The organism is Phycicoccus sp. Root101 (assembly GCF_001426245.1).
In the GTDB taxonomy this organism is placed as follows: Bacteria; Actinomycetota; Actinomycetes; order Actinomycetales; family Dermatophilaceae; genus Pedococcus.
On record NZ_LMCM01000001.1, the window covers coordinates 851,168 to 874,287 of the forward strand.

At 69.6% G+C, this 23,120-nt stretch carries 22 protein-coding genes; 4 read left to right on the plus strand and 18 right to left on the minus strand.

The annotated features are described in order from the left end of the window. Positions 1-69: 69 nt before the first annotated feature. Positions 70-5,877, minus strand: a complete 5,808-nt coding sequence (gene pulA / locus ASC58_RS03990) for a pullulanase-type alpha-1,6-glucosidase (RefSeq protein WP_056918401.1) — start codon at positions 5,875-5,877, stop codon at positions 70-72. Positions 5,878-6,091: 214 nt separating this feature from the next. On the opposite strand from pulA, the gene ASC58_RS03995 reads away from it, so the two are divergent. After that, positions 6,092-7,654 (plus strand): alpha-amylase family protein, encoded by a 1,563-nt coding sequence (locus tag ASC58_RS03995; protein ID WP_162246814.1) that lies wholly within the window; start codon positions 6,092-6,094, stop codon positions 7,652-7,654. Positions 7,655-7,721: 67 nt separating this feature from the next. Here the strand turns inward: ASC58_RS03995 and ASC58_RS04000 are convergent, their stop codons facing one another. Then, positions 7,722-9,404 (minus strand): ABC-F family ATP-binding cassette domain-containing protein, encoded by a 1,683-nt coding sequence (locus ASC58_RS04000; protein WP_056915441.1) that lies wholly within the window; start codon positions 9,402-9,404, stop codon positions 7,722-7,724. 235 nt (positions 9,405-9,639) lie between these two features. Here ASC58_RS04000 and ASC58_RS04005 point away from each other — a divergent pair, with 235 nt between their 5' ends. Further along, a complete protein-coding gene (locus ASC58_RS04005) occupies positions 9,640-10,647 on the plus strand; it encodes a hypothetical protein (protein ID WP_056918403.1) in 1,008 nt (335 codons plus the stop codon). 20 nt (positions 10,648-10,667) lie between these two features. Here the strand turns inward: ASC58_RS04005 and ASC58_RS04010 are convergent, their stop codons facing one another. Continuing rightward, a complete protein-coding gene (locus ASC58_RS04010) occupies positions 10,668-11,330 on the minus strand; it encodes a TetR/AcrR family transcriptional regulator (protein ID WP_056918404.1) in 663 nt (220 codons plus the stop codon). A gap of 62 nt (positions 11,331-11,392) precedes the next feature. Between ASC58_RS04010 and ASC58_RS04015 the strand changes: the two genes are divergently transcribed. Further along, positions 11,393-11,980: a cupin domain-containing protein gene (locus ASC58_RS04015; RefSeq protein WP_056918405.1), complete on the plus strand. Its 588-nt coding sequence runs from the start codon at positions 11,393-11,395 to the stop codon at positions 11,978-11,980. On the opposite strand, the gene truA is transcribed toward ASC58_RS04015, so the two are convergent. Further along, positions 11,869-12,780, minus strand: coding sequence for a tRNA pseudouridine(38-40) synthase TruA (gene truA, locus ASC58_RS04020; protein ID WP_056915445.1), 912 nt, complete (start codon positions 12,778-12,780; stop codon positions 11,869-11,871). The two genes, ASC58_RS04015 and truA, sit on opposite strands and share 112 nt — an antisense overlap. A gap of 146 nt (positions 12,781-12,926) precedes the next feature. On the opposite strand from truA, the gene ASC58_RS04025 reads away from it, so the two are divergent. After that, entirely contained in the window at positions 12,927-14,120 is a 1,194-nt protein-coding gene (locus ASC58_RS04025; RefSeq protein ID WP_056918406.1) for an MFS transporter, read from the plus strand. 175 nt (positions 14,121-14,295) lie between these two features. On the opposite strand, the gene rplQ is transcribed toward ASC58_RS04025, so the two are convergent. The 14 genes from rplQ to rplR form a co-directional block, all read right to left on the minus strand. Then, the gene (gene rplQ, locus ASC58_RS04030; RefSeq protein WP_056918407.1) at positions 14,296-15,000 is read right to left on the minus strand and encodes a 50S ribosomal protein L17; all 705 of its coding nucleotides are present in this window, start codon (positions 14,998-15,000) and stop codon (positions 14,296-14,298) included. 62 nt (positions 15,001-15,062) lie between these two features. Continuing rightward, positions 15,063-16,097: a DNA-directed RNA polymerase subunit alpha gene (locus ASC58_RS04035; RefSeq protein WP_056915448.1), complete on the minus strand. Its 1,035-nt coding sequence runs from the start codon at positions 16,095-16,097 to the stop codon at positions 15,063-15,065. Between the two features lie 155 nt (positions 16,098-16,252). Further along, positions 16,253-16,861: a 30S ribosomal protein S4 gene (rpsD, locus tag ASC58_RS04040; protein ID WP_056915449.1), complete on the minus strand. Its 609-nt coding sequence runs from the start codon at positions 16,859-16,861 to the stop codon at positions 16,253-16,255. Between the two features lie 23 nt (positions 16,862-16,884). After that, positions 16,885-17,289 (minus strand): 30S ribosomal protein S11, encoded by a 405-nt coding sequence (gene rpsK, locus ASC58_RS04045; protein WP_056915450.1) that lies wholly within the window; start codon positions 17,287-17,289, stop codon positions 16,885-16,887. Then, a complete protein-coding gene (gene rpsM, locus ASC58_RS04050; RefSeq protein ID WP_056915451.1) occupies positions 17,289-17,666 on the minus strand; it encodes a 30S ribosomal protein S13 in 378 nt (125 codons plus the stop codon). Before rpsM ends, rpsK begins: the two co-directional genes overlap by 1 nt. A gap of 258 nt (positions 17,667-17,924) precedes the next feature. Then, a complete protein-coding gene (gene rpmJ, locus ASC58_RS04055; RefSeq protein ID WP_010148647.1) occupies positions 17,925-18,038 on the minus strand; it encodes a 50S ribosomal protein L36 in 114 nt (37 codons plus the stop codon). Positions 18,039-18,105: 67 nt separating this feature from the next. Then, positions 18,106-18,327, minus strand: a complete 222-nt coding sequence (gene infA, locus ASC58_RS04060) for a translation initiation factor IF-1 (protein WP_006946284.1) — start codon at positions 18,325-18,327, stop codon at positions 18,106-18,108. Between the two features lie 142 nt (positions 18,328-18,469). Beyond that, positions 18,470-19,318, minus strand: a complete 849-nt coding sequence (gene map, locus ASC58_RS04065; RefSeq protein ID WP_056918408.1) for a type I methionyl aminopeptidase — start codon at positions 19,316-19,318, stop codon at positions 18,470-18,472. Further along, positions 19,318-19,893 (minus strand): adenylate kinase, encoded by a 576-nt coding sequence (locus ASC58_RS04070; protein WP_056918409.1) that lies wholly within the window; start codon positions 19,891-19,893, stop codon positions 19,318-19,320. Before ASC58_RS04070 ends, map begins: the two co-directional genes overlap by 1 nt. Next, entirely contained in the window at positions 19,893-21,206 is a 1,314-nt protein-coding gene (gene secY, locus ASC58_RS04075) for a preprotein translocase subunit SecY (RefSeq protein ID WP_056915454.1), read from the minus strand. Before secY ends, ASC58_RS04070 begins: the two co-directional genes overlap by 1 nt. A 161-nt stretch (positions 21,207-21,367) precedes the next feature. Next, positions 21,368-21,868, minus strand: a complete 501-nt coding sequence (gene rplO / locus ASC58_RS04080) for a 50S ribosomal protein L15 (RefSeq protein WP_082552894.1) — start codon at positions 21,866-21,868, stop codon at positions 21,368-21,370. 2 nt (positions 21,869-21,870) lie between these two features. Further along, positions 21,871-22,053 carry a 50S ribosomal protein L30 gene (gene rpmD, locus ASC58_RS04085; RefSeq protein ID WP_056917240.1) on the minus strand — a complete coding sequence of 61 codons (183 nt, stop codon included), beginning with the start codon at positions 22,051-22,053 and terminating at the stop codon, positions 21,871-21,873. After that, positions 22,050-22,703, minus strand: coding sequence for a 30S ribosomal protein S5 (rpsE, locus tag ASC58_RS04090; protein WP_056915455.1), 654 nt, complete (start codon positions 22,701-22,703; stop codon positions 22,050-22,052). Before rpsE ends, rpmD begins: the two co-directional genes overlap by 4 nt. Before the next feature lie 40 nt (positions 22,704-22,743). Next, positions 22,744-23,118, minus strand: coding sequence for a 50S ribosomal protein L18 (gene rplR, locus ASC58_RS04095; RefSeq protein WP_056915456.1), 375 nt, complete (start codon positions 23,116-23,118; stop codon positions 22,744-22,746). Between the last annotated feature and the right edge of the window lie 2 nt (positions 23,119-23,120).

The window sequence follows — 23,120 nt, forward strand, 5'->3', positions numbered from 1 at the left end:
GCAGCGGCCCGTCGCACGACCGAGGCCCCCTGAGCGCGCTCGCTCAGGGGGCCTCGGTGGTGTCGTCGGTCAGCGCTGGACGAACACCGCGACGGTGCGCGGCGGGACCGTCGCCGTGCCGGCCGTCGCGTTCCACGACGAGGACTTGACGACCGGGTCGGCTCCGGACGCCTGCACCGGGGACAGCGCCAGGGAGGCACCGGCCAGGCCGGGCACCTTCTGGGTCACGGCCATCGGCGAGGCGTTGATGACGACGACCAGGCCCTTGAGCCGCGGGTCGACGTCGGCGCCGACGGTGTCGTCGATCCGCATGGCGATCACGCCGGACACCGCGTCGGCCGTGCCGCTCGCCGGGTAGGAGACCTTGGCCCGGATCGCGTCGGCGTTGCCGAGCCGGAACAGCGGGGTGGAGAACCGCAGCCGGAGCAGCTCCTGCGCCTGGGCGCTGGCGGACTGCACGTCGTTCGCCGTCGGCTTGAGCGCCGGGTCGGCGAGCAGCGGCTTCATGTACGGCCACTTCGCCTCGTTGTCGCCCTTGAGCGGCAAACCGTGCCCGAAGCCGTTGTCGGCACCGGTCCAGTCGAGGGTGTTGAACCAGTCACCGCTGTCGTAGCTGTTGCGGTCGAGCGACTTGCTGCGCAGCAGGTCGGCGCCCGCGTGCCAGAACGACGGCGTCTGCGCGAGGGCCGTCGTGGCCAACGAGACCGAGTTCATCCGCACCCGGTCCTTCATCGTCGTGGCCTGCGGCAGCTTGAAGGCCAGGCTGTCGAACAACGTCTCGTTGTCGTGGGCGTCGACGTAGCTGATGACCTCGTCGGGCTGGTCGGCGTACCCCGCCGGCGCGCCGTTGTAGTCGACGTCCTTGCCCTGGGCGACCTTGCCGTTCTCGTTGAGCCGGAAGGCGAACGAACGCAGGTTGCCCGCCATACCGAGCTGGACGAGGTCGGTGTCGTGCTTGAGTCGCGTTGCGGCAGAAGGGTTTGCCCCACTGTCACCGTTGGGGTCGGTCGCTTCCCCGCTGCCGAAGCCCTGGGTGCGCGGGTCGTCGTCGAACGGCCCACCGCCACGGACGGCGTCCCTCAGGCGGTCGGAGAACGTCCCGATGCCGGTGCCCCCGAGCTGTCCCTGGGTGGCCTGCACGAAGCGCGCGTTGTCGGCGACCTCGCCGAAGTTCCAGCCCTCGCCGTAGAGGTAGACCTTCTTCCCGTCCACCCCGTCCCGGGCCAGGGTCAGCTTGTCGAGGGCGCCCCGGATCGCGAGCATGTTCGCCTTGCTGTGGTGACCCATGAGGTCGAAGCGGAACCCGTCGACCTTGTAGTCCTTGGCCCACAGGACGACGGCGTCGACCATGGCCTTCTGGGCCATGGCGTGCTCGGTGGCGACGTTCTGGCAGCAGGTCGACGTCTCGACGCCGCCCGTGGCGTTCAGTCGCTGGTAGTACCCGGGGACGACCTTGTCGAGGACGCTGGTCGGCGCCTGGCCCGAGCTGGGCGTGTGGTTGAAGACCTGGTCGAGGACGACCCGCAGCCCGTCGCGGTGCAGCGCACCGACCATGGTGCGGAACTCGGCGACGCGGGTGCCACCGTCGGCCTTGGCCGGGGTGGAGGCGTACGAGCCCTCGGGCGCCATCCAGTGCCACGGGTCGTAGCCCCAGTTGAAGGCGTCGCCCGAGCGGGTGGGCTCGATGCAGGCCTGCTGCTGCTCGCTGTCCGGGGCGTACGACTTCAGGTTGCACGCGGGCTTGGCCTGCTTGGCCGGGTCCTCCTCGATCGAGGCGATGTCGAAGGTCGGCAGCAGGTGCACCGTGTTGAGTCCGGCGGCCGCGAGCGCCTTGAGGTGCTTGGTGCCGTTGCCGTTCTCCGCGAACGCGAGGTAGGAGCCGCGGTTCTCGGCGCTCACCGTCGTGTCGTTGACGGAGAAGTCGCGCACGTGCAGCTCGTAGATGGTCGAGTCGACGTCCTGCTTCAGCGCGGGCGCCTTCGTCGTCGACCACAGGGCCGGACGGTACGCCGGGTCCCGCAGGTCCACGGCGACCGACCGGGTCGAGTTGAGCGTCAGGGCCACCGAGTAGGGGTCGGTGACCTGGCTGGTCTCGACCTTGCCCGTGGAGGGCACCCAGACGGTCACCTCGTACAGGTAGCGCGCGTTGCGCCATCCGGCCATGGCCGACCACGACCCGTCGTCCGCCCGGGTCATCGCGGTGCGCTTGGCAGCACTGGTCGGGGCGTTCGCCTTCGCGTCGGGCGCCCAGGTGAGGACGTCGACCTTCTGCGCGGTCGGTGCCCACAGCCGGAACACCGGCTTGCGACCCTGGAAGGTGACGCCGTAGGCGCGCTTGCTCGCCCCGGCGGCATACAGGTCGTCCAGGGCGTAGGCGTTCTGGGTCCCGGTGGCGTCGAGCAGCCGGTTCAGCGAGTCGTACATGCCGACGGCGACCTGTCCGCGCAGGATCACGGGGACGGCGTTCGCGGTGCGCTTGTCGAGGTTCAGGGCGAGGTAGCCCTTGAGCTCGGGGTGCGCCGTCGTGACCTTCGCAGGCAGGCCCGCGGGGTCGAACGTCAGCGGGGCGGAGGAGCCACCGGTGATGTCCTCGGCATCGACCGTGAGCCCACCCTTGGCGGACCATGCGAGGCGCCATTTGAGCAGGGCCGGGTTGGCACCGTCGGGGACCATGTCGGCGGGCCAGGCGACGGTGTCGCGGTCGACCCAGATGGCGCGCTGCTTGGTCAGGTCGGGAGCCGAGCCGGCCCGGACCACCTTGGTGGTCGCCACGTGCGTCGCGAGGTCGTAGGAGATCGACGTGATCATCCCGGCCGCGGGGACGGTCACCGAGAGGTTCGCTCCGCCGGGTGCGCCACCCGCGCCGTAGTTCTCGTCCCAGTTCAGGCCGTGGGCGATCTTGAACTCGTAGGTGCCGGGCGGGAGCTGGTCGGTCGACCACGTGTACGTCTTGTCGCCGTCCGGGTCCTGCAGCCACGGCTGCATGCAGTCCGGGCTCCAGTCAGCTGGGCAGCCCAGCTCGCTCTGGAAGGCACCCGGGGCCGTGATGATCGGTCCCTGGGCGTCGGAGGTGGCCCAGTGCGTGGCGTGGTCGTAGTAGAACGTCACCGGTCCGCTCGGCGCGGTGTAGCTGATGTTGTCGCCGTTGGGGCGGCCGCCGGCGCCGTAGTTCTCGTCCCACTTCTTGTCGATCGCCGCCTTGTAGGCGTGCTCGGCCGGAGGGAGCGTGTACGTCCCCTTCCAGACGTGGTCCTTCGGGTCGAGCGTGAGCTGGGCCTGGTCGCAGTCGGGCGCCCAGTCGGCGGCACAGCCCATCTCGCTGTTGTGGTCACCGGGAACGCTGACGTTCGCCGGCTGGGTCACCGGACCGACGCCACCACCGTCGCCGCCACCAGCGGGCTTGGGGTCGCCGACGATGCCGTAGGACGAGGAGGCAGAGACGTGCCCGGCGCTGTCCTTGGCGACGGCGCGGTACTCGAGCAGGGTCCCCTTGGCCATCCCGCTCACGTCGTGGAAGACGCGGTACGGCGCGTTGTCGTCGGTGCCGAGCTTCTGCCAGGCCGTGGTGCCGACCGGGCGGTAGAGGAAGCTCACCTGGGCGAAGGTGTTGTCCGGGATGGCGGCGCCGATCTCGGCGCGACCGCCGACGACGTCGCCGGCGCCGGGCGAGGTGAGGTAGACCGCCGGGGCCGACTTCGGCTTGTCCATCGGGGACGTCGCCTTCCAGACCGACACGGACTGGGCGGGGACGCTCACCGTGACGCGACCGTCCTTGGCCGACCGGACCAGCCGCGAGGTCCCGTACACGGGCTTGAAGGTCTGGTTGTGCCCGTACGTGGCGAACGTCGCCGACTTCGTGGTGGTCGCGTTGTTGGCGGCGACGACGTACTCCACGCGCTTGCCCTCGTCGATCCGGGAGAAGGCGAAGACACCGGCGTTGCTGCTGGCGTAGCGGTGGACCTGGGCTCCGTCGGCGAGGGCCGGGTTCGCGGCGCGGACCGCCGCCAGCGACTTGATGTGCTGGTAGAGCGGGGCGCTCGTCGAGTAGCGGTCCTTGGAGCCGGCGGTCCCGCCGAGGACGGGCTGCGTGGTGTAGCCGGGGTCGGTGCCACCACCCGCCTTGGGCCGGTCGGCGACCTTGGAGGCGAACATGTCCTGCCGGGCGTCCTTGTCACCGCCGTAGCCGACGAAGCCCTGCTCGTCGCCGTAGTAGGTGATGGGTTGGCCACGCGTGAGGTACATCAGGGAGTCGGCGAGCTTGACCTTCGACATCAGCGCCGGTCCGACCGGGTCGGCCCCCTTGAGGAGGTAGCCGACGCGACCCATGTCGTGGTTGCCGAGGAAGGTCGGCAGCTCGTACGCGTTCGAGTCGGTGTCCGTGTAGTAGTCGTCGTCGGCATAGAGGTCGCGCAGGTCCGTCCCCGCCTTGCCCTGGGCCCAGTTGGTGGCCTGCGCCTGGAACCCGAAGTCGAGGGTGGCCTGCAGCTTCCCGGTCGTCGTGAACTGCGACATGTACGAGGGGCGTGCGTCGTAGACCTCGCCGAACATGAAGAAGTCGTCGTTCTTGCGGGCCTTGGCCTGGGCGATCATCGCCGGGCTGAACGACTGCCAGAACTCCATGTTGACGTGCTTGACCGTGTCGATGCGGAAGCCGTCGACCCCGAAGTCGACCCACGCCTTGTAGATGTCCTCCATGCCCTTCTCGACGTCCTGCTGCTCGGTGAACAGGTCGTCGAGGCCGACGAAGTCGCCGTACTCCGAGGACTCACCGGCGAAGGTCGAGTCACCACGGTTGTGGTAGTTCGTCGGGTCGTTGAGCCACGCCGGGACCTTGGCCGTGGAGTCGCCGGCGTTGGTGAAGACCGGGGTGTAGGGGAACGAGGTCCTGGGGTCGAGCTTCGGGAAGCCGGGCTTGCCCGCGTACGCCTTGTCGTCGAAGACGGTGCCGTCGGCGTCCTTGTAGGGGAAGGCCGTCTTGTCGCGGTAGGTGTACTGGTTCTCCTTGTAGTTGATGACGTCCGCGGTGTGGTTGGTGATGATGTCGAAGAAGACCTTCATCCCCTTGGCGTGCGCCGCGGCGATCAGGGCCTTGAGGTCGGCGTTGGTGCCGAGGTGCGGGTCGACCTGGGTGAAGTCGGTGATCCAGTAGCCGTGGTAGCCCGCGCTCTCGTTGCCCGCGGAACCCTGAACCGGCTTGTTCTTGAACGACGGGGTCAGCCAGATCGCCGTCGTGCCCAGGCCCTTGATGTAGTCGAGCTTGCCCTCGATTCCCTTGAGGTCACCACCGTGGTAGAAGCCCTTGTCCGTCGGGTCGTACCCCGTCGCGAGCCGTCCGCCCGTGAGCCCGCCGAGGTCGTTCCCCTTGTCCCCGTTGGCGAACCGGTCCGCCATGACGAAGTAGTAGCGCTCCTTGGTGAGCGGCTGGCGCAGCGAGTCCGCGGCATACGCCTTGTCGGCGGTGGTGGCCGGCCCGGACAGGGTGACGGGGCGGACACCGACCTGGTGCGACACGTCGTCGTAGGTGAACTCGAGCCTGGCCGGCCCCTTGAGGACCAGCGGGAGGTTCGCTCCGCCCTTGGCGCCACCGGCGCCGTAGCTCTCGTCCCACGAGTGGTCGATGGCGACCTTGTACTCGTAGGTGCCCGCGGGGACGGTCACGGTCTTCGCGTAGGTCGTGCCGGCGCCGACCCGCGTCAGGTCGGTCGCGGTGCATGCGGGGGCCCAGTCCGCATCGCAGCCGAGCTCGGACTGGAGCGACCCGACGAGGGTCACCGTCCGGTCGGCCGCTGCGGCCGGGGCCGCGGTGAGCGGGACGAGCGCCCCGGAGAGGACCAGCGCTGCGCCGCTGACGGCGGCGACGACGGACGAACGGACCATTGACAGCTCCTTTGCTGCGGGGGTGCCGGCACACCCTATGACCCTATTCGTCCGACTCGCCAGAGTGCGTTGCAACTTGCTGCAAGAAATTGCGATCTCTTGACCTGCGGCAACGCGATCGACGTCGCCACGGTGGCGTCACGGTGTGACCTGGGTCACCATGAACGATGGGCCGCTGCCATCCCGCAGCCTCCGCCGAGCACAAAGGAGTGCCATGTCCAAGAAAGTCACACCACGGATGCCCCGAGGCACCCGCACACGGACGGCCCTCGTGGCCGGGACCGTCCTGACCGTCGGGCTCGCGATGGGCATCCCGTCATCGGTCACCTCCGCCCAGGGCGACGGCAACCGCACCGAGGTTCCCGGCGTCACGGCAAACCTCTTCGAGTGGAACTGGGACTCGGTCGGCAACGAGTGCACCACGGTGCTCGGGCCCGGGGGCTACCAGGGCGTCCAGGTCTCGGCGCCGGCGGACTCCCTCAAGCGGATCGCCCTGGGCGACGGCAGCAACACCGTCCTCCACCCCTGGTGGGAGGTCTACCAGCCCGTCGACTACGCCCTCACCAGCCGGATGGGCTCCGAGGCGCAGTTCAGGTCCATGGTCGCCGCCTGTCGCAAGGCAGGCGTGAAGGTCTACGTCGACGCGGTCATCAACCACATGACGGGGCAGGGCAGCACGTCCTACGGCGGCCAGACCTACACCCACTTCAACTACCCGGGCGTGTACTCGGAGACCGACTTCCACCACAAGGGCACCGGGCCCGACGACTGCACCTCCGCCTCGGGTGGCATCGAGGACTTCAACAACCGGCACCAGGTGTTCACCTGCGAGCTGGTGGGACTGGCGGACCTCGACACGTCGAGCCCGACGGTCCAGGACCGACTTGCCGCCTACCTCAACACGCTGATCGGCTACGGCGTCTCCGGGTTCCGCGTCGACGCGGCGAAGCACGTCGGCCAGACCGACCTCGATGCCATCTACGCCAAGCTCCACCGCACGCGGGACAAGGTGAAGCCGTACTGGGCCCTCGAGGTGTTCGGCGGCGGACCCGGCGTCCTGTCGCCCCAGGCCTTCACGAGCAGTGGTGACGTGCTCGGCCTCGACGGGGTCAAGCAGATCCGCGATGCCTTCAAGAGCTACCCGGCAGAGCACATCGGCAGCCTCGCGACCCTGCAGGTCTTCGGTTCCGGCTCGGGGCTCACCCCGGCGGCGAAGACACTGTCCTTCGTCACGAACCACGACACGGAGCGCAACGGCGACGCCCTCAACTACAAGGACGGCGCGCGCTACGTGCTGGCCAACGAGTGGCTCCTCGCCGACGGGTACGGCCATCCGCAGGTCTTCTCGGGCTTCACCTGGAACACGACGGACGACTCCCCGCCCTCCGACGCCAACGGGATCATCACCAACACCGACTGCGCCAACGGCCAGTGGACCTGCACGCACCGCAACCCGGGCATCCTCGGGATGGTGGGCTGGCACAACTACGTCGGCACCGCTCGCCGGGGCAACTTCTGGACCGACGGCGACAACGTCATCTCCTTCAGCCGGGGCGACCGGGGATGGGTGGCGTTCAACAACGGTCCAGCGGCGAAGACGATCACCGTGCAGACCGGACTGGCCCGGGGCCGCTACTGCAACGTGCTCGAGGGCAAGGCGACACGGGCCGGCTGCGCCAACGGCAGCGCACCCGTCCAGGTGAACGGCCGCGGGTACGCCACGGTCACCGTGGGAGCCACCGGCGCGGTGGCGCTCGACCGGCAGAACAGGACCTGACCCTCGCCACCACGCGGGCCAGGACGTCGGGGATCCCAGCGTCCTGGCCCGCCCAGCACCGGGCAGCTCAGCGGCTGCGGACGACGCGACCCTCGTCCCAGACCGGCTCGTCGCTCTCGTAGACGCGGCCGTCGGCGCCGAAGACGAGGAACCGGTCGAAGCCGCGGGAGAACCAGCGGTCGTGGGTCACCGCGATCACCGTCCCCTCGAACGCGGCCAGCCCCTCCTCCAGGGCCTCGGCCGAGTGCAGGTCGAGGTTGTCCGTGGGTTCGTCCAGCAGCAGGCACGTGGCACCTGACAGCTCGAGCAGCAGGATCTGGAACCGCGCCTGCTGCCCACCGGAGAGCGACTCGAAGGTCTGCTCACTGGCCCGCGCCAGGCCGTAGCGGTCCAGCGCCCGGGCTGCCTCCTCGCGAGGCTTCCCGGCCCGGTGCTCGTCACCGCGGTGCAGGATCTCCAGCAGCGTCCGTCCGGTCAGCGAGGGCTGCTCGTGCGTCTGGGCGAACCACCCCGGCCGCACCCTCGACCCGAGGCGGAGCCGCCCGGTGTGCTCGACGGGGCGGGGGACGACGTCGCCGACCGGCTGGTGCTCCACGTCGGGGTCGCTGCCGCCGCACGCCACGAGGCGCAGGAAGTGCGACTTGCCCGACCCGTTGCTCCCGAGGACCGCGACCCGCTCCCCGAACCAGACCTCGAGGTCGAAGGGACGCATCAACCCGGTGAGCTCGAGACCCTCGGCGATGACCGCGCGCTTGGCCGTGCGCCCACCCTGCAGGCGCATCCTGACGTTCTGCCGCAACGGGATCGCCTCGGGCGGCCCCGCCTCGACGAACCGCCGCAAGCGCGTCTCGGCCGCCTGCAGCTTGGGCGCCATGTCGGAGTTGTACGAGGCCTTCTGCCGGTACATGACGACCAGCGCCTTGAGCTTGAGGTGCTCCTCGTCCCAGCGGCGGGCGAGCTCCTCGAGGCGGGAGTTCCGGTCCTCACGAGCCTGCTGGTAGGTCGCGAAGCGGCCCGGGTGCACCCAGAGGCTCGACCCGGCGCTCCCGGGCTCGAGCGTCGCGATGCGGGTGGCGACGCGGTCGAGCAGCTCGCGGTCGTGGCTGACGAACAGCACCGTCTTCGGCGAGGCGATGAGCTGGTCCTCGAGCCAGCGCTTGGCGGGGACGTCGAGGTAGTTGTCCGGCTCGTCGAGCAGCAGGACCTCCTCGGGCCCGCGCAGGAGCGCCTCGAGGACCACGCGCTTCTGCTCCCCGCCCGAGAGGGTGGTGACCTTGCGCCACTGGGCCTTGTCGAACGGCATACCGAGGGCTGCCACGGTGCACACGTCCCAGAGCGTCTCGTAGTCGTAGCCTCCGACGTCGCCCCACGTGACCAGCGCCTGCGCGTAGGCCATCTGGTCCGACTCCTCGTCGCGCTCCATCATGGCCAGCTCGGTCCGGTCGATCTCGGCGGCAGCGGCGCGGATCGCGGCCGGTGCCACGGAGACGAGCAGGTCGCGGACGGTGGAGTCGTCCCGGACCGAGCCGATGAACTGGCGCATCACCCCGAGCCCGCCAGAACGCGTCACGGCACCGTCGTTCGCGGTGAGGTCCCCGGCGATGATCCGCCCCAGGGTCGTCTTGCCCGTGCCGTTGGGACCGATGAGCGCGACCTTGGCGCCCTCCCCCACCCGGAGCGAGACGTCGCCGAGCAGCGGCCTGCCGTCGGGCAGGACGAAGCTGACGGAGTTGACGTCGATGTGGCCCACGGGACAAGGGTGCTGCACCGCGTGCCCTGCCGTCACCTCGATATCGCCGGCTGGCGCCGGCCGGGCTCCCCCGTGCCCGGCCCCGGCCATCGGCGCAAGCCCGCGCGGACATCCGCACCACAAGGGGGGTGCGCGGGTGACCGTACGGAGGAGGCAACGGTCAAGGCTTGCCCAAGTCGGCTCAGGGGACCCGCCCACCACGGCAACCATCGAGGTGTCGTCGAAAGGTCTCCCCGTGCCCCGTCCCACCACCGCGTTGCGCGCCGTCGTTATGGTCAGCCTCGTGTCCCTCATCGGCATCATCGGCGTGAGCGCTGCCGCGCAGGCCAGTGCCGCCCAGAACGGCCCGAAGACCGCCCCGGCCGCCGGGACGGCCTTGCCGACCCGCGCGAAGAGCCCCCAGGGAGCCAAGGTCACCAAGGTCCGCAGGACCCGGCCCGTCCCGGGCGCCGCCGCCGCCGCCACCCCCGCGATCCCTGTCGCGCGCGCCATGTACGTGTGGGACACCTCCGACGCGCAGGCCGTCGTCGCCCTGGCCACCTCCCGCGGCATCGGCCAGCTGTATGCCGCCGTCCCCGCCCACGTGGACAGCTCGCCGAAGCTCGCGGAGCTGCGTGCGCTGGTCACCCTGGCCGAGGCGTCAGGCCTGAGGGTCGACGCGCTCGGCGGCGACCCCGGCTGGGTCGACAACCCCTCGGCCGCCGTCACGAGCTGGCTGCGCCCCGCTCTCGCCACCGGGCTGTTCACCGGTGTCCACGTCGACATCGAGCCCTACAACACCCCCGCGTGGACGAAGAAGCGGTCCACCGTCGTGACGAAGTACCTGGCCACCCTCGACGCCTTCCGTGCGACCGCGGGCAGCACCCCCCTCGAGGCGGACATCCCGTTCTGGTTCAACGAGATCCCGGCCAACAGGTCGACCTTCGACCGGGAGGTCATGAAGCGCACGGACGGCGTCACGGTGATGGCCTACCGTCGCCTCGCGAGCGGCGTCGACGGGTCGATCGCGCTGTCCGCCAACGAGGTCCGCGCCGGCGCCGAGCTCGGCGTCCCGGTCCGCATCGGCCAGGAGACCAACCACCTCGGTGACGACCCGGTGTCGGTGAAGCAGTCCTTCTACGGTGGGACGATGGCGCAGATGGAGGTGCAGCTCGACCTCGTCGTGGGGGCCTACTCCGGCTCACCGTCGTTCGCCGGCCTCGCGATCCACGACGCCATCGGCTACGCCGCCATCCGGGACTGAGCCCGACGGGACGCGGCCGTTCACGGGGTGGGTGGGGCCGTCCCGACCAGGAGCAGCCGGCACCACAGGTCCGCGAGGAGGTCGGCATAACGCTGTCGTGACCAACCTCGGGACTGCAGCAGCAACCAGTACTCGTGGGCGTTGGTCGACCAGATGATGTCCGCGACGTCCCGGTCGACGAGCTCCGCACGCAGCTCACCCGTTGCCCGCAGGTCGGCTGCCAGCAGCATCATGTTCGCCGCGCGCCGGTCCACCACCGCAGCCCAGGCTCGGGCGCACTCGTCGTCGTTCTCGCCGGCGCGCCGCAGGGCTTCCATGAGGGGAGCCGTGCCGGGGACCACCTCACCCACGGCAGCGGCATACAGCTCGAGCTTGCGGCGAGCACCCTCAGCGGCACGGACCGCCTTGACGTACGCACGCTCCTCGGCGGCCAGCGTCTCGTCGGACGACCCCAGCACCATGTCCACCACCGCGACGGCGAGCTGGGGCTTGCGGCCCACGCTGGCGTACACGGTGTCGACGGAGACGCCTGCGCGCTCGGCGACCATGGCCACCGTCGTGGCGTCGTACCCGAGCTGCCCCAGCAGCTCCCGAGCGGCCACCAGGACGCGGTGGCGGGTCCGGGCGGCTCGCTCGGCACGCACCGTCGAGCGGTAGGCGCGGGTCTTGACGGTCTCGGACATCGCCCCTACCGTACCAATATTCGCCTGAATCTGGTTCGGACGAAATCTGCGAGGAGGCCGTCATGGCTCGACCCGAACCCGTGGGCACCGCCGGCCGGGTGGTCCACCGCCGCGCCGGCACCGGTCCGGCCACCTGGGCGATTGGGAGCCTGTTCGAGCACCTCCTCACCGCTGAGGAGTCCGGCGGACGGGTGGGTGTCGCCCTCGTGACGCAACCGCCCGGCACCGCCACACCGCTGCACCGGCACACGAACGAGGCCGAGGGCTTCTACCTCCTGGACGGCTCGATGACCTACCGCGCGGGCGACGAGGTGTTCGAGCTCGGTGCCGGCGACCTCATCTGGCTGCCCGCCGGCATCCCGCACGCCTTCCGCGTCACCGGCGAGCAGGCGGTCCGCTTCGTCGGCCTCAGCGATCCCGGGCACCTCTTCGACCTCTACCCGGAGGTGGGCCTGCCGGCCGCCGAGCGACGCCTGCCCGGCCCCGACGGCCGTCCCATGGGCGAGGAGATCGCCCGGTGGAACGAGGTCGGACCGCGCTACGGCCTCGAGGTGGTGGGGCCGCCGCTCCCGGAGTCCCCCGGGCCCGGCAGCGAGCGCACCGAGCGGGACTCGGACGCCCTCGCCGCGAGACCCGCGGCGTCGGGGTAGACGACCTCCTCGAGGGAGAGCCCGTGGGGCGGCATCACGCTGACGGCCGCGTCCCGCCGGGAGGCGCGCAGCACCTCGGCGGGCCAGTCGAGCGGTCGGCGCCCCTCGCCCACGGGCACCACGACCCCCACGAGCGACCGCACCATGGAGTGGCAGAACGCATCGGCCACCACCGTCGCTGCCAGGGTCCCGTCCTCCTGCCGCTCCCACGAGTACTCCAGCAGGGTGCGGACCGTCGTGGCCCCCTCCCGCTTCTTGCAGAACGCCGCGAAGTCGTTGAGCCCCACGAGAGTCCGGGCCGCGGCATCCATGGCAGCCACGTCCAGCCCGCGCTTGGTGTGCACGGTGTCCCGCCGACGCAAGGGGTCGGCGGCGGCGGGGTCGTCACACAACCGGTAGAGGTAGCGGCGGCGCAGGGCCGAGAAGCGGGCGTCGAACCCGTCCGGGGCCTCGGTCACCGCGTGCACGACCACGTCCGGTGGCAGGATCCCGCCGAGGCGGGTCCGGGCTGCGACCCCCGGCTCACGGTCGGACCGACCAGGGACGCGGGCCCAGGCCTCGGCGTCCACGTCGGCGTGCACCACCTGCCCGCGGGCGTGGACCCCCGCGTCGGTGCGCCCGGCGACCGTGAGCCGCACGGGAGCAGGCGCGCGGAGCAACGTCGTCAACGCCGCCGACAGCTCGCCCTCGACCGTGCGCAGGCCGGGCTGGGCGGCCCACCCGGAGAAGTCGGTCCCGTCGTAGGCGAGGTCCAGCCGGACCCGGAGCGTGCCACCGCCCGACCCCGCGTCCTCGACCATGCCGCCAGCCTAGCGACGCGCAGCACGTACCCCGACGGCTCGGTCGGGGTACGTGGTGGGTCGGGCCGAGCCGACGGCTCGGGCCGGACGGCTCGGTCCGGGGCGACTGCACCCCACCGCCCGGCCCCGTCTGCCACAGTGTCCCGGTGAGCGATCCGCGGACCACGACCCCGGCCACCTCGGAGGCCGCCCTGACCCGGCAGCGGCTGGGCATCGCCGCGACGTTCGCCACGCAAGGACTGCTGTTCATCTCGGTGACGACCCGCCTGCCACGCTTCCAGGACCGCTGGGACCTCGACGAGCTGTTCATCACCGGGCTCCTGCTCATGGTCGTCCTGCTCGCGGGGGTGGGCTCGGTCCTCACCGAACCCGGTGCCCGCCGGCTGGGCAGCGCGACCGTGCTGCGGGTCGCCTTCGGCCTGATCACGGTGGGGCTCGCCCTGGTCGCCCTCGCTCCCCAGCGGCCGGTGTTCGTCGCGGGACTGGCCGTCTACGGCCTCGGGCTCGGTGCGGTGGACGCAGCGGGCAACATGCAGGCCGTGGCCCTCGAGCACCGGTGGGGACGCACGATCCTGCCCTCCTTCCACGGTGCGTGGACGGTCGGCGGCATCATCGGCACGCTCGTCGCCATCGCCGTGACGAACGCCGGGCTCACCGCAGGGCTCCTCCCCCTCGCTGCCGTGGCAGCCCTGGCCATCGGTGCACCACTGCTGCCCCACGCCGTCTCCGCGGTCGGCGACGCACCCCCGGCCGTGGCGATCGACATCCCGTGGCGACGGATCGGCCTGCTCGGGGCCGCGATGGTGCTCTTCTACATGGTCGACACGGCCGCGACGACGTGGGGACCGGTCTTCCTCAAGTCCGCCCACGACGCGCCGGCCTGGCTGCTCCCTCTGGCCACGCTCCCCTACCTCGTCGCCAGCGGCCTGACACGGCTCCTCGGCGACCGGGCCGTGGAACGGTTCGGCGCGGTCCCCCTCGTGCGCGGGGGCGCCGTGGCGGCGAGCCTGGGTCTGGCCGTGATCGTCTTCTCACCCACCTGGCCCGTGGCGGTGGTCGGCTTCACCGTCGTGGGCGCCTCCGTCGCGGTGATCGCCCCCCTGAGCTTCTCCGCCGCCGCGGTGGTGGCCGGTGACGGCGTGGACGGGGAGGCGCGTCGTGCCCGCGTGGACGCGGTCATCGCCCGCTTCAACCAGTTCAACTACGTCGGGGGCCTGCTCGGGGCGGTGCTCACCGGTGCCGTCGGCCAGGACTCCCTGCGCGTCGGCTTCGCGGTCCCCATGGTGCTGGTCCTGCTCATCCTCCCCCTCGCCGGCGTCTTCCGGGCCCGCCGCACCTGACCCGGCGTCCCCACCCGGCGAGTTTGAAGCGTCAGCGACGTCCTGACGTCGCTGACGCTTCAATCTCGGCGACCCGACGCCCGGGCGCTCGCCCGTAGGGTGCCCGGGCACGGCGAAGGGCCGCCCACCCCGTGGGGGTGAGCGGCCCTTCGACGGTCAGCCAGTGGCTACCGGATCAGGAACCGGCCTTGGTGAAGCCAGCCTTCTCGGCGTCCTCGGCGGACTTGAACCAGAACTCGGCGTGCGTCTGCTCGAACCACTGGCCGTCGGCCTCGTGGTACTTGCCGGAGTCGGCGTTGCCCTTGACGACGTAGGCCTCGTCGGGGGTGGAACCGTCCTCGTTGGCAGCGATCGCACCCTCGGGCAGCGCAGCCGCCTCGGTGGTCTCGGTCGCCTCGGTGGTCTCGGCCTTCGCCTCGTCCTCGGCGGCCTTGGTCTCGACCGCGGCCTCCTTGGCCTCGGCCTGCTTGGCGGAGCGCTTGGTGGCGGCCTCCGCCTCCTTGACCGTGGCCTTCTTCGCGATGGGCTCGCGGACGAGCTCGATCACGGCCATGGGCGCGTTGTCACCCTTGCGGGCGCCGATCTTGGTGATGCGGGTGTAGCCACCGGGACGCTCGGCCATGTCGGGCGCGATCTCGGTGAAGAGGCGGTGGACGACACCCTTGTCCTCGATGACCGACATGACGCGGCGACGCGCGTGCAGGTCACCGCGCTTGGCGAACGTCACCAGACGCTCGGCCAGCGGGCGAAGGCGCTTGGCCTTGGCCTCGGTGGTGGTGATGGAGTCGTGCTCGAACAGGGAAGCGGCCAGGTTCGCCAGGATGTGGCGCTCGTGAGCCGGACCGCCGCCGAGACGGGGACCCTTGGTGGGCGTAGGCATGTTTGGGTTCTCCTTGGTGTGTGAGGTGGCGGTGTTCAGACCGCCACCTCAGCGGCGGTTGGTCAGAGCTGCTCGTCTTCGGCCAGCGCGCGGCCGTCGTCAGCGAAGTCGTCGTCGTAGTCGCCGTAGTTGTCAGCGATCGCGCTCGGGTCGAACCCGGGCGGGCTGTCCTTGAGCGCCAGGCCCATGCCGACGAGCTTGGCCTTGACCTCGTCGATCGACTTCGCACCGAAGTTGCGGATGTCGAGCAGGTCCGCCTCGCTGCGACCCACGAGCTCACCCACGGTGTGGATGCCCTCGCGCTTGAGGCAGTTGTACGAACGCACGGTGAGGTCGAGGTCCTCGATCGGCAGCGCCAGGTCGGCGGCCAGGGCGGCGTCGGTCGGCGACGGGCCCATGTCGATGCCCTCGGCCTCGACGTTGAGCTCGCGGGCCAGGCCGAACAGCTCGACCAGGGTCTTGCCGGCGGAGGCCATGGCGTCACGGGGAGCCATCGAGTTCTTGGTCTCGACGTCCACGATCAGCTTGTCGAAGTCGGTGCGCTGCTCGACACGGGTCGCCTCGACCTTGTAGGTCACGGCGAGCACGGGCGAGTAGATGGAGTCGACCGGGATGCGGCCGATCTCCTGGTCGCCGGACTTGTTCTGGTTGGCCGAGACGTAACCGCGACCGCGCTCGACGGTCAGCTCCATCTCGACCTTGCCCTTGCCGTTGAGCGTGGCGATGTGCAGGTGGGGGTTGTGGACCTCGACACCGGCCGGGGGCGCGATGTCGGCGGCGGTGACCGGGCCGGAGCCGGTCTTGCGCAGGTACATGACCACGGGCTCGTCGTGCTCCGAGGAGACGACCAGGCCCTTGATGTTGAGGATGATCTCGGTGACGTCTTCCTTGACCCCGGGGATCGTGGAGAACTCGTGCAGCACACCGTCGATGCGGATGCTGGTCACGGCGGCACCGGGGATGCTCGACAGGAGCGTGCGGCGCATGGAGTTGCCGAGCGTGTAGCCGAAGCCGGGCTCGAGGGGCTCGATGACGAAGCGGCTGCGGTTGTCCGCAACGACCTCTTCGCTGAGTGAGGGGCGCTGTGCGATGAGCACGGGGTGATTCCTTTCTCGTCGGCGACCGCTATATGACGCCGATGAAGTCGCCGGTTCTCAACCGGCCGGCCGGCCCACCTCTGTCTGTGGTCCGGACCAGATCCGCTCCGTATGGCGCGGGCGCACGCGGCGCCCGCGCCATACGGAGGCGTGGATCAGTTCTTCGAGTAGAGCTCGACGATCAGCTGCTCGGTGAGGATCGTGTCGATCTGCTCACGGACGGGCAGCGAGTGGATCATGATCTGCAGCGTGCCCGGGACGACCTGGAGCCAGGCCGGGGTGGGGCGCTCGCCGAAGGTCTGGCGAGCCAGCTCGATCGGGAAGGTGTTCACGGACTTGGCGCGAACGGTGATGATGTCGTACTGCTCGACGCGGTAGGACGGGACGTCCACGCGCACGCCGTTGACCTCGAAGTGGCCGTGCGTGACGAGCTGGCGAGCCGCACGACGGGTGCGGGCCAGGCCGGCGCGGTACACCACGTTGTCCAGGCGGGACTCGAGGATCTGCAGCAGGGTCTCACCGGTCTTGCCCGAGCGGCGCGAGGCCTCCTCGTAGTAACCGCGGAACTGCTTCTCCATGACGCCGTAGGTGAAGCGGGCCTTCTGCTTCTCCTGCAGCTGGGTGAGGTACTCCTTCTCCTGCATCCGGCGACGGCCGTGCTGGCCGGGCGGGAAGGGACGGAGCTCGAAGTTCTTGTCGCCGCCGACGAGGTCGACCTTGAGGCGACGCGACTTCTTGGTGATGGGGCCGGTGTAACGAGCCATGAGTTTTCTCTATCTCCCAGTTCTCAGACGCGACGGCGCTTGGGCGGGCGGACGCCGTTGTGCGGCGAGGGGGTGACGTCGCTGATCGCGCCGACCTCGAGGCCGGTGGCGGTCAGGGAGCGGATGGCGGTCTCACGACCGGAGCCCGGGCCCTTGACGAAGACGTCGACCTTGCGCATGCCGTGCTCCATCGCGCGACGGGCGGCAGCCTCGGCAGCCATCTGCGCCGCGAACGGGGTGGACTTGCGCGAGCCCTTGAAGCCGACCTGGCCGGCAGAGGCCCACGAGATCACGGCGCCCGAGGGGTCCGTGATCGAGATGATGGTGTTGTTGAACGTGCTCTTGATGTGAGCGTGCCCGTGGGCGACGTTCTTCTTCTCCTTGCGGCGCACCTTCTTGGCGCCAGCGGTACGAGCCTTGGGAGGCATTACTTACCAACCTTCTTCTTGCCGGCGACGGTGCGCTTCGGGCCCTTGCGGGTGCGCGCGTTGGTCTTGGTGCGCTGACCACGCACGGGAAGGCCGCGACGGTGGCGCAGACCCTCGTAGGAACCGATCTCGACCTTGCGGCGGATGTCGGCGGCGACCTCACGGCGGAGGTCACCTTCGATCTTGACGTTGGCCTCGAGGTAGTCACGGAGCTGGACCAGCTCGGTGTCGGAGAGGTCGCGGACGCGGGTGTTCGGGTTGACACCCGTGGCTGCCAGCGCCTGCTGGGAGCGGGTGCGACCCACTCCGAAGATGTAGGTGAGAGCGATCTCGACGCGCTTCTCGCGCGGAAGATCCACACCAACAAGACGTGCCATGTTGTGTGTTCCTTTTGTTTCACCGGAGGTCTGGGGCAGTACCGTTCCGGGCTTGGTCCCGAAGCTTTCCTCGGGGCACCGGTCCTCGGCCTCCGGGCCGGGGGTGACGTCCTGGTCGGCATGGAAGTCGTCTGTCGACGACGCCGCGCACAGGGGCCGGGTACTGCGTCATTCATTTGTCTGCGCTTCTCGAAGAGATGCGACTCGTGCTCCGGGCGAACCCGGGGCGGAGGTCCCTGGTGGGGACCCAGGTCATGCTCAGCCCTGGCGCTGCTTGTGGCGCAGGTTCTCGCAGATGACCATGACCCGACCGTGACGGCGGATCACCTTGCACTTGTCGCAGATCTTCTTGACGCTCGGCTGAACCTTCATAGCCTCTGCTTCGAGTCGATCTGGCACTGCGGACCCGGACGGGTCTGCAGGTCTTGCGGGGTCGTGCTCAGCGGTAGCGGAAGACGATCCGGCCACGGGTCAGGTCGTACGGGCTGAGCTCCACCACCACGCGGTCCTCGGGGAGGATCCGGATGTAGTGCTGACGCATCTTGCCCGAGATGTGAGCGAGAACCTTGTGACCGTTCGTGAGCTCGACCCGGAACATCGCGTTCGGGAGAGCCTCGACGATCGTGCCCTCGATCTCGATGACACCGTCCTTCTTGGCCATAGCCTCCACAATCTGCTGCATCGGTCTGCTCCAGGCTGGAACAGACACATCGACGTCGGCACGCGCACACACGCATGCCGACGTAACAGTCTACGTCAGGCCCCCCTCAGCGACGAAATCGCGCCGGGGCCCAGGTTCGGTCTCAGCCCTGGTCGAGCGGTGCGTATGGTGCGCCGGCGGCTGCCAGCCGCTCCTTGCCGCCGTCGAGGGCGGTGAGGACCCACAGCCCGTCGTCGGTGACCGCCACGGTGTTCTCCCAGTGGGCCGCACGCGAGCCGTCGGTGGTGACGACCGTCCAGTCGTCGGCCAGCACGCGGGTCTCCGCGGAACCGAGGGTCACCATCGGCTCGATCGCCACGGTGACCCCGGACCGCACGACCGGGCCCTTGTCACGGACGCGGTAGTTGGGGACCTGCGGGTCCATGTGCATGGCGGTGCCGATGCCGTGCCCGACGTAGTCCTCGATGATCCCGTAGTCGCGGCCGACCCGCTCCCCCGACGCGACGACGCTGTCCTCGACGCCGGCGCCGACCTCGTAGAGCGACTCCCCCACGCGGAGGGCGGCGATCCCGGCCCACATGGAGTCCTCGGTGGCGTCGATGAGCTCGAGGTCCTCCGGGCGCCCGGCCTCACGACCGCCGACGATCACGGAGATCGCCGCGTCGCCGTGCCAGCCCTCGACGATGGCTCCGCAGTCGATGGAGATGAGGTCGCCCTCGGCCAGCACCCGGCTGCCCGGGATGCCGTGGACGACCTCGTCGTTCACCGAGGTGCACAGCGAGCCCTTGAAGCCGTGGTAGCCCAGGAACGACGGCGTCGCCCCGCAGCCCCGGATGTGCTCCTCGGCCAGCTCGTCGAGCTGCTTGGTGGTCATGCCCGGGCGCACGGTCTGCGCCATGAGCTGCAGGGTCTGGCCCACGACCAGCCCGGCCCTGCGCATCAGCAGGAGCTGGTCGGTGGTCTTGGTGTCGATCTTGGACCGGCCGAACATCAGGAGCGAGCAACCGCTTCGAGGGCCTCGGAGATGCGCGTGAAGACCTCGTCGACCGAACCCATGCCGTCGACCTTCACGAGCAGCCCGCGCTCGGAGTACACGTCGGTGAGCGGGGCGGTCTCGCGGCGGTAGATGGCCTGACGCTCGCGGATGACCTCCTCGGTGTCGTCGTCACGGCCCTCGATCTCGGCCCGCTTGAGCAGCCGGGCCACGACGGCGTCCTCGTCCACGGTCAGCTCGAGGACGACCTCGAGGGTGTGGCCGTGCTCGGCGAGGATCGCGTCGAGGGCGTCGACCTGGGCCGAGGTCCGGGGGTAGCCGTCGAGGAGGAAGCCCTTCTCGGCGTCGTCCTCGAACAGGCGGTCGCGCACGATCGCGTTGGTGATGTCGTCGGTGACGTAGCCACCGGACGCCAGCACCTCCTTGACCTGCTTGCCCAGGGGGGTCTCGTTCTTGATGTTGGCGCGGAAGATGTCACCGGTGGAGATCGCGGGGATGCCGAAGGACTCGGCGATCCTGGCGGCCTGGGTGCCCTTACCGGCGCCCGGGGGGCCGAGGATGATCAGACGCATCAGCGGAGGAACCCTTCGTAGTGACGCTGCTGGAGCTGGCTCTCGATCTGCTTCACCGTCTCCAGGCCGACGCCGACGATGATGAGGATCGACGTGCCACCGAACGGGAAGTTCGAGTTGGCGCCGACGGCCACGAGCGCGATGAGCGGGATGAGCGAGATGAGGCCCAGGTAGATGGCCCCGGGGACCGTGATGCGGGTGAGCACGTAGTCGAGGTACTCGGCCGTGGGTCGCCCGGCGCGGATACCTGGGATGAAGCCGCCGTAGCGCTTCATGTTGTCGGCGACCTCGACGGGGTTGAACGTGATCGACACGTAGAAGAACGTGAAGAACAGGATGAGGCCGACGTACATCAGCATGTAGATCGGGTGGTCTCCCCTGGTGAGGTTCTGGTCGATCCACGTCACCCAGCCGGGCTGGTTCCCGGTGGTCGACCTGTTGAACTGTGCCAGCAGCGTCGGCAGCGCGAGCAGCGACGAGGCGAAGATCACGGGGATGACGCCGGCCATGTTGACCTTGAGCGGGATGTAGGTGGACGTACCGCCATACATCTGGCGCCCGACCTGGCGCTTGGCGTACTGCACCGGGATGCGTCGCTGGCTCTGCTCGACGAAGACGACGAGGGCGATGATGAGGAACCCGAGCAGGATCACGCCGATGAAGACGTCCCAGCGGCCGTCCTGCTGCTGGATGGCCCACAGCGAGCTGGGGAAGCTCGAGGCGATCGAGGTGAAGATCAGCAGCGACATGCCGTTGCCGATGCCCTTGTCGGTGATGAGCTCACCGAGCCACATGACGACACCGGTGCCGGCGGTCATGGTGAGCACCATGATGACCAGGGTCGGGATCGAGTCGTCGGGCAGGATGCTCGTGCACTGGGGGCCGAAGAGGGCCGAGGGGTTCTGCGCGAAGGTGATCAGCGTCGAGGACTGCAGGATCGCCAGGCCGATGGTGAGGTAACGCGTGTACTGCGTCATCTTCGTCTGGCCCTGCTGGCCCTCCTTCTTGAGGGCCTCGAACCGCGGGATGACCACGGTGAGGAGCTGCACGATGATGCTCGCGGTGATGTACGGCATGATCCCGAGCGCGAAGATCGACAGCTGCAGGAGCGCGCCACCGCTGAAGAGGTTGGCCAGGCCCAGCACGCCGGTCGTCGCGTCGGCACCCTTGATGCACGCCTGCACGGCGGTGTAGCTGACGCCCGGGACGGGCACGTGCGAACCCATCCGGAAGATGAGCACGATGGCGAGCGTGAAGAGCAGCTTCCTGCGCAGGTCCGGCGTCTTGAACGCACGGGTGAAGGCGGTGAGCACAGGTCCTCCTGGGTGACGCGGGCCGAGCGGCACGCGGTGAGACGGTCAGGCAATCCTAGGCACGATACCCCGACCGATGGTGAGGGGTGTGCATGCAAAACAGGTATGCCGCGGGCTCACCTTCTGCGGTGAGCCCGCGGCATACCGTGGAGCTGGGTGGATCAGGCGGAGGTGACCGAGCCGCCGGCGGCCTCGATCTTCTCCTTGGCGCTGGCCGAGAACTTGTCAGCGGTCACGGAGACCTTGACGCTGATCTCGCCGTCGCCGAGCACCTTGACCGGGAGGTTGTCCCGGACGGCACCCTTGGCCACGAGGTCGTCGACGGTCACGTCGCCGCCCTGCGGGTAGAGGGCGGAGAGCTTGTCCAGGTTCACGACCTGGTACTCCACCTTGAACGGGTTCTTGAAGCCGCGAAGCTTCGGCAGCCGCATGTGCAGCGGCATGGCGCCACCCTCGAAGCGCTCGGGCACCTGGTAACGAGCCTTGGTGCCCTTCGTGCCACGACCGGCGGTCTTGCCCTTGGAACCCTCACCGCGACCCACGCGGGTCTTGGCGGTCTTGGCTCCGGGGGCGGGACGCAGGTGGTGCAGCTTGAGAGCGGTGCCCTCGACGGACTTCTCCGACTTCGCAGCAGCGGCCTTGGTGGCCTTCTTCTCTGCCATGGTCAGTCAACCTCCTCGACGGCGACCAGGTGGGCCACCGTCTTGACCATCCCGCGGATCTCGGGACGGTCCTCCTTGACGACGACGTCGCCAATGCGCTTCAGACCGAGGCTGCGCAGGGTGTCACGCTGGTTCTGCTTGCCGCCGATCTCGGAACGGGTCTGGATCACCTTCAGACGCATCAGGCACCTGCCTTGGCGGCCTCGCGGCCAGCAGCCTGGGCGCGCAGCATGGCGGCCGGGGCGACACGGTCCACGGGGAGGCCGCGGCGTGCAGCCACCTCCTCCGGACGCTCGAGGCCCTTGAGGGCCGCGACCGTCGCGTGGACGATGTTGATCGCGTTGTCCGAGCCGAGCGACTTGCTCAGCACGTCGTGGATGCCGGCGCACTCGAGCACCGCGCGCACCGGACCGCCGGCGATGACACCGGTACCGGGAGCGGCGGGGCGCAGCATGACGACACCAGCAGCGGCCTCACCCTGCACGGGGTGCGGGATGGTGCCCTGGATGCGCGGGACCTTGAAGAACTCCTTCTTGGCCTCCTCGACACCCTTGGCGATCGCTGCGGGAACTTCCTTGGCCTTGCCGTAGCCGACACCGACGGTTCCGTCGCCGTCACCCACCACCACGAGGGCGGTGAAGCTGAAGCGGCGGCCGCCCTTGACGACCTTGGCGACGCGGTTGATGGTCACCACGCGCTCGACGTAGGCGCTCTTCTCGGCCTGGTCACGGCCACCTTGACGGTTGTCGCGGCCACCGCGGCGGTCGCCGCGCTCGCCACGAGCTGCGTCGCCGCCAGCAGCGGCACCAGTGCCTCGACGCTGGGGTCCGGGCATCAGATGTTCCTCATCTCAATAACAGTTGCGGTCACGGTGCTCACAGGGACAACCCACCCTCGCGGGCGCCCTCGGCGATGGCCGCGACGCGACCGTGGTAGCGGTTGCCGCCACGGTCGAACACGACGGCCTCGACGCCGGCGCTCTTGGCGCGCTCGGCCAGCAGCTCGCCGACCTTGCGGGCCTTGGCGGTCTTGTCGCCCTCGAACGAGCGCAGGTCCGCCTCCATGGTGGAGGCCGACGCCACGGTCTTGCCGAGGGTGTCGTCGACGACCTGCACGAAGACGTGGCGCGACGAACGGGAGACGACCAGGCGCGGACGAACCGCGGTGCCGGTCACCTTCTTGCGCAGGCGCAGGTGGCGACGGCCGCGTGCAGCGGACTTGCCCTTGGCGCGCTTGACGATCATTGCCATGA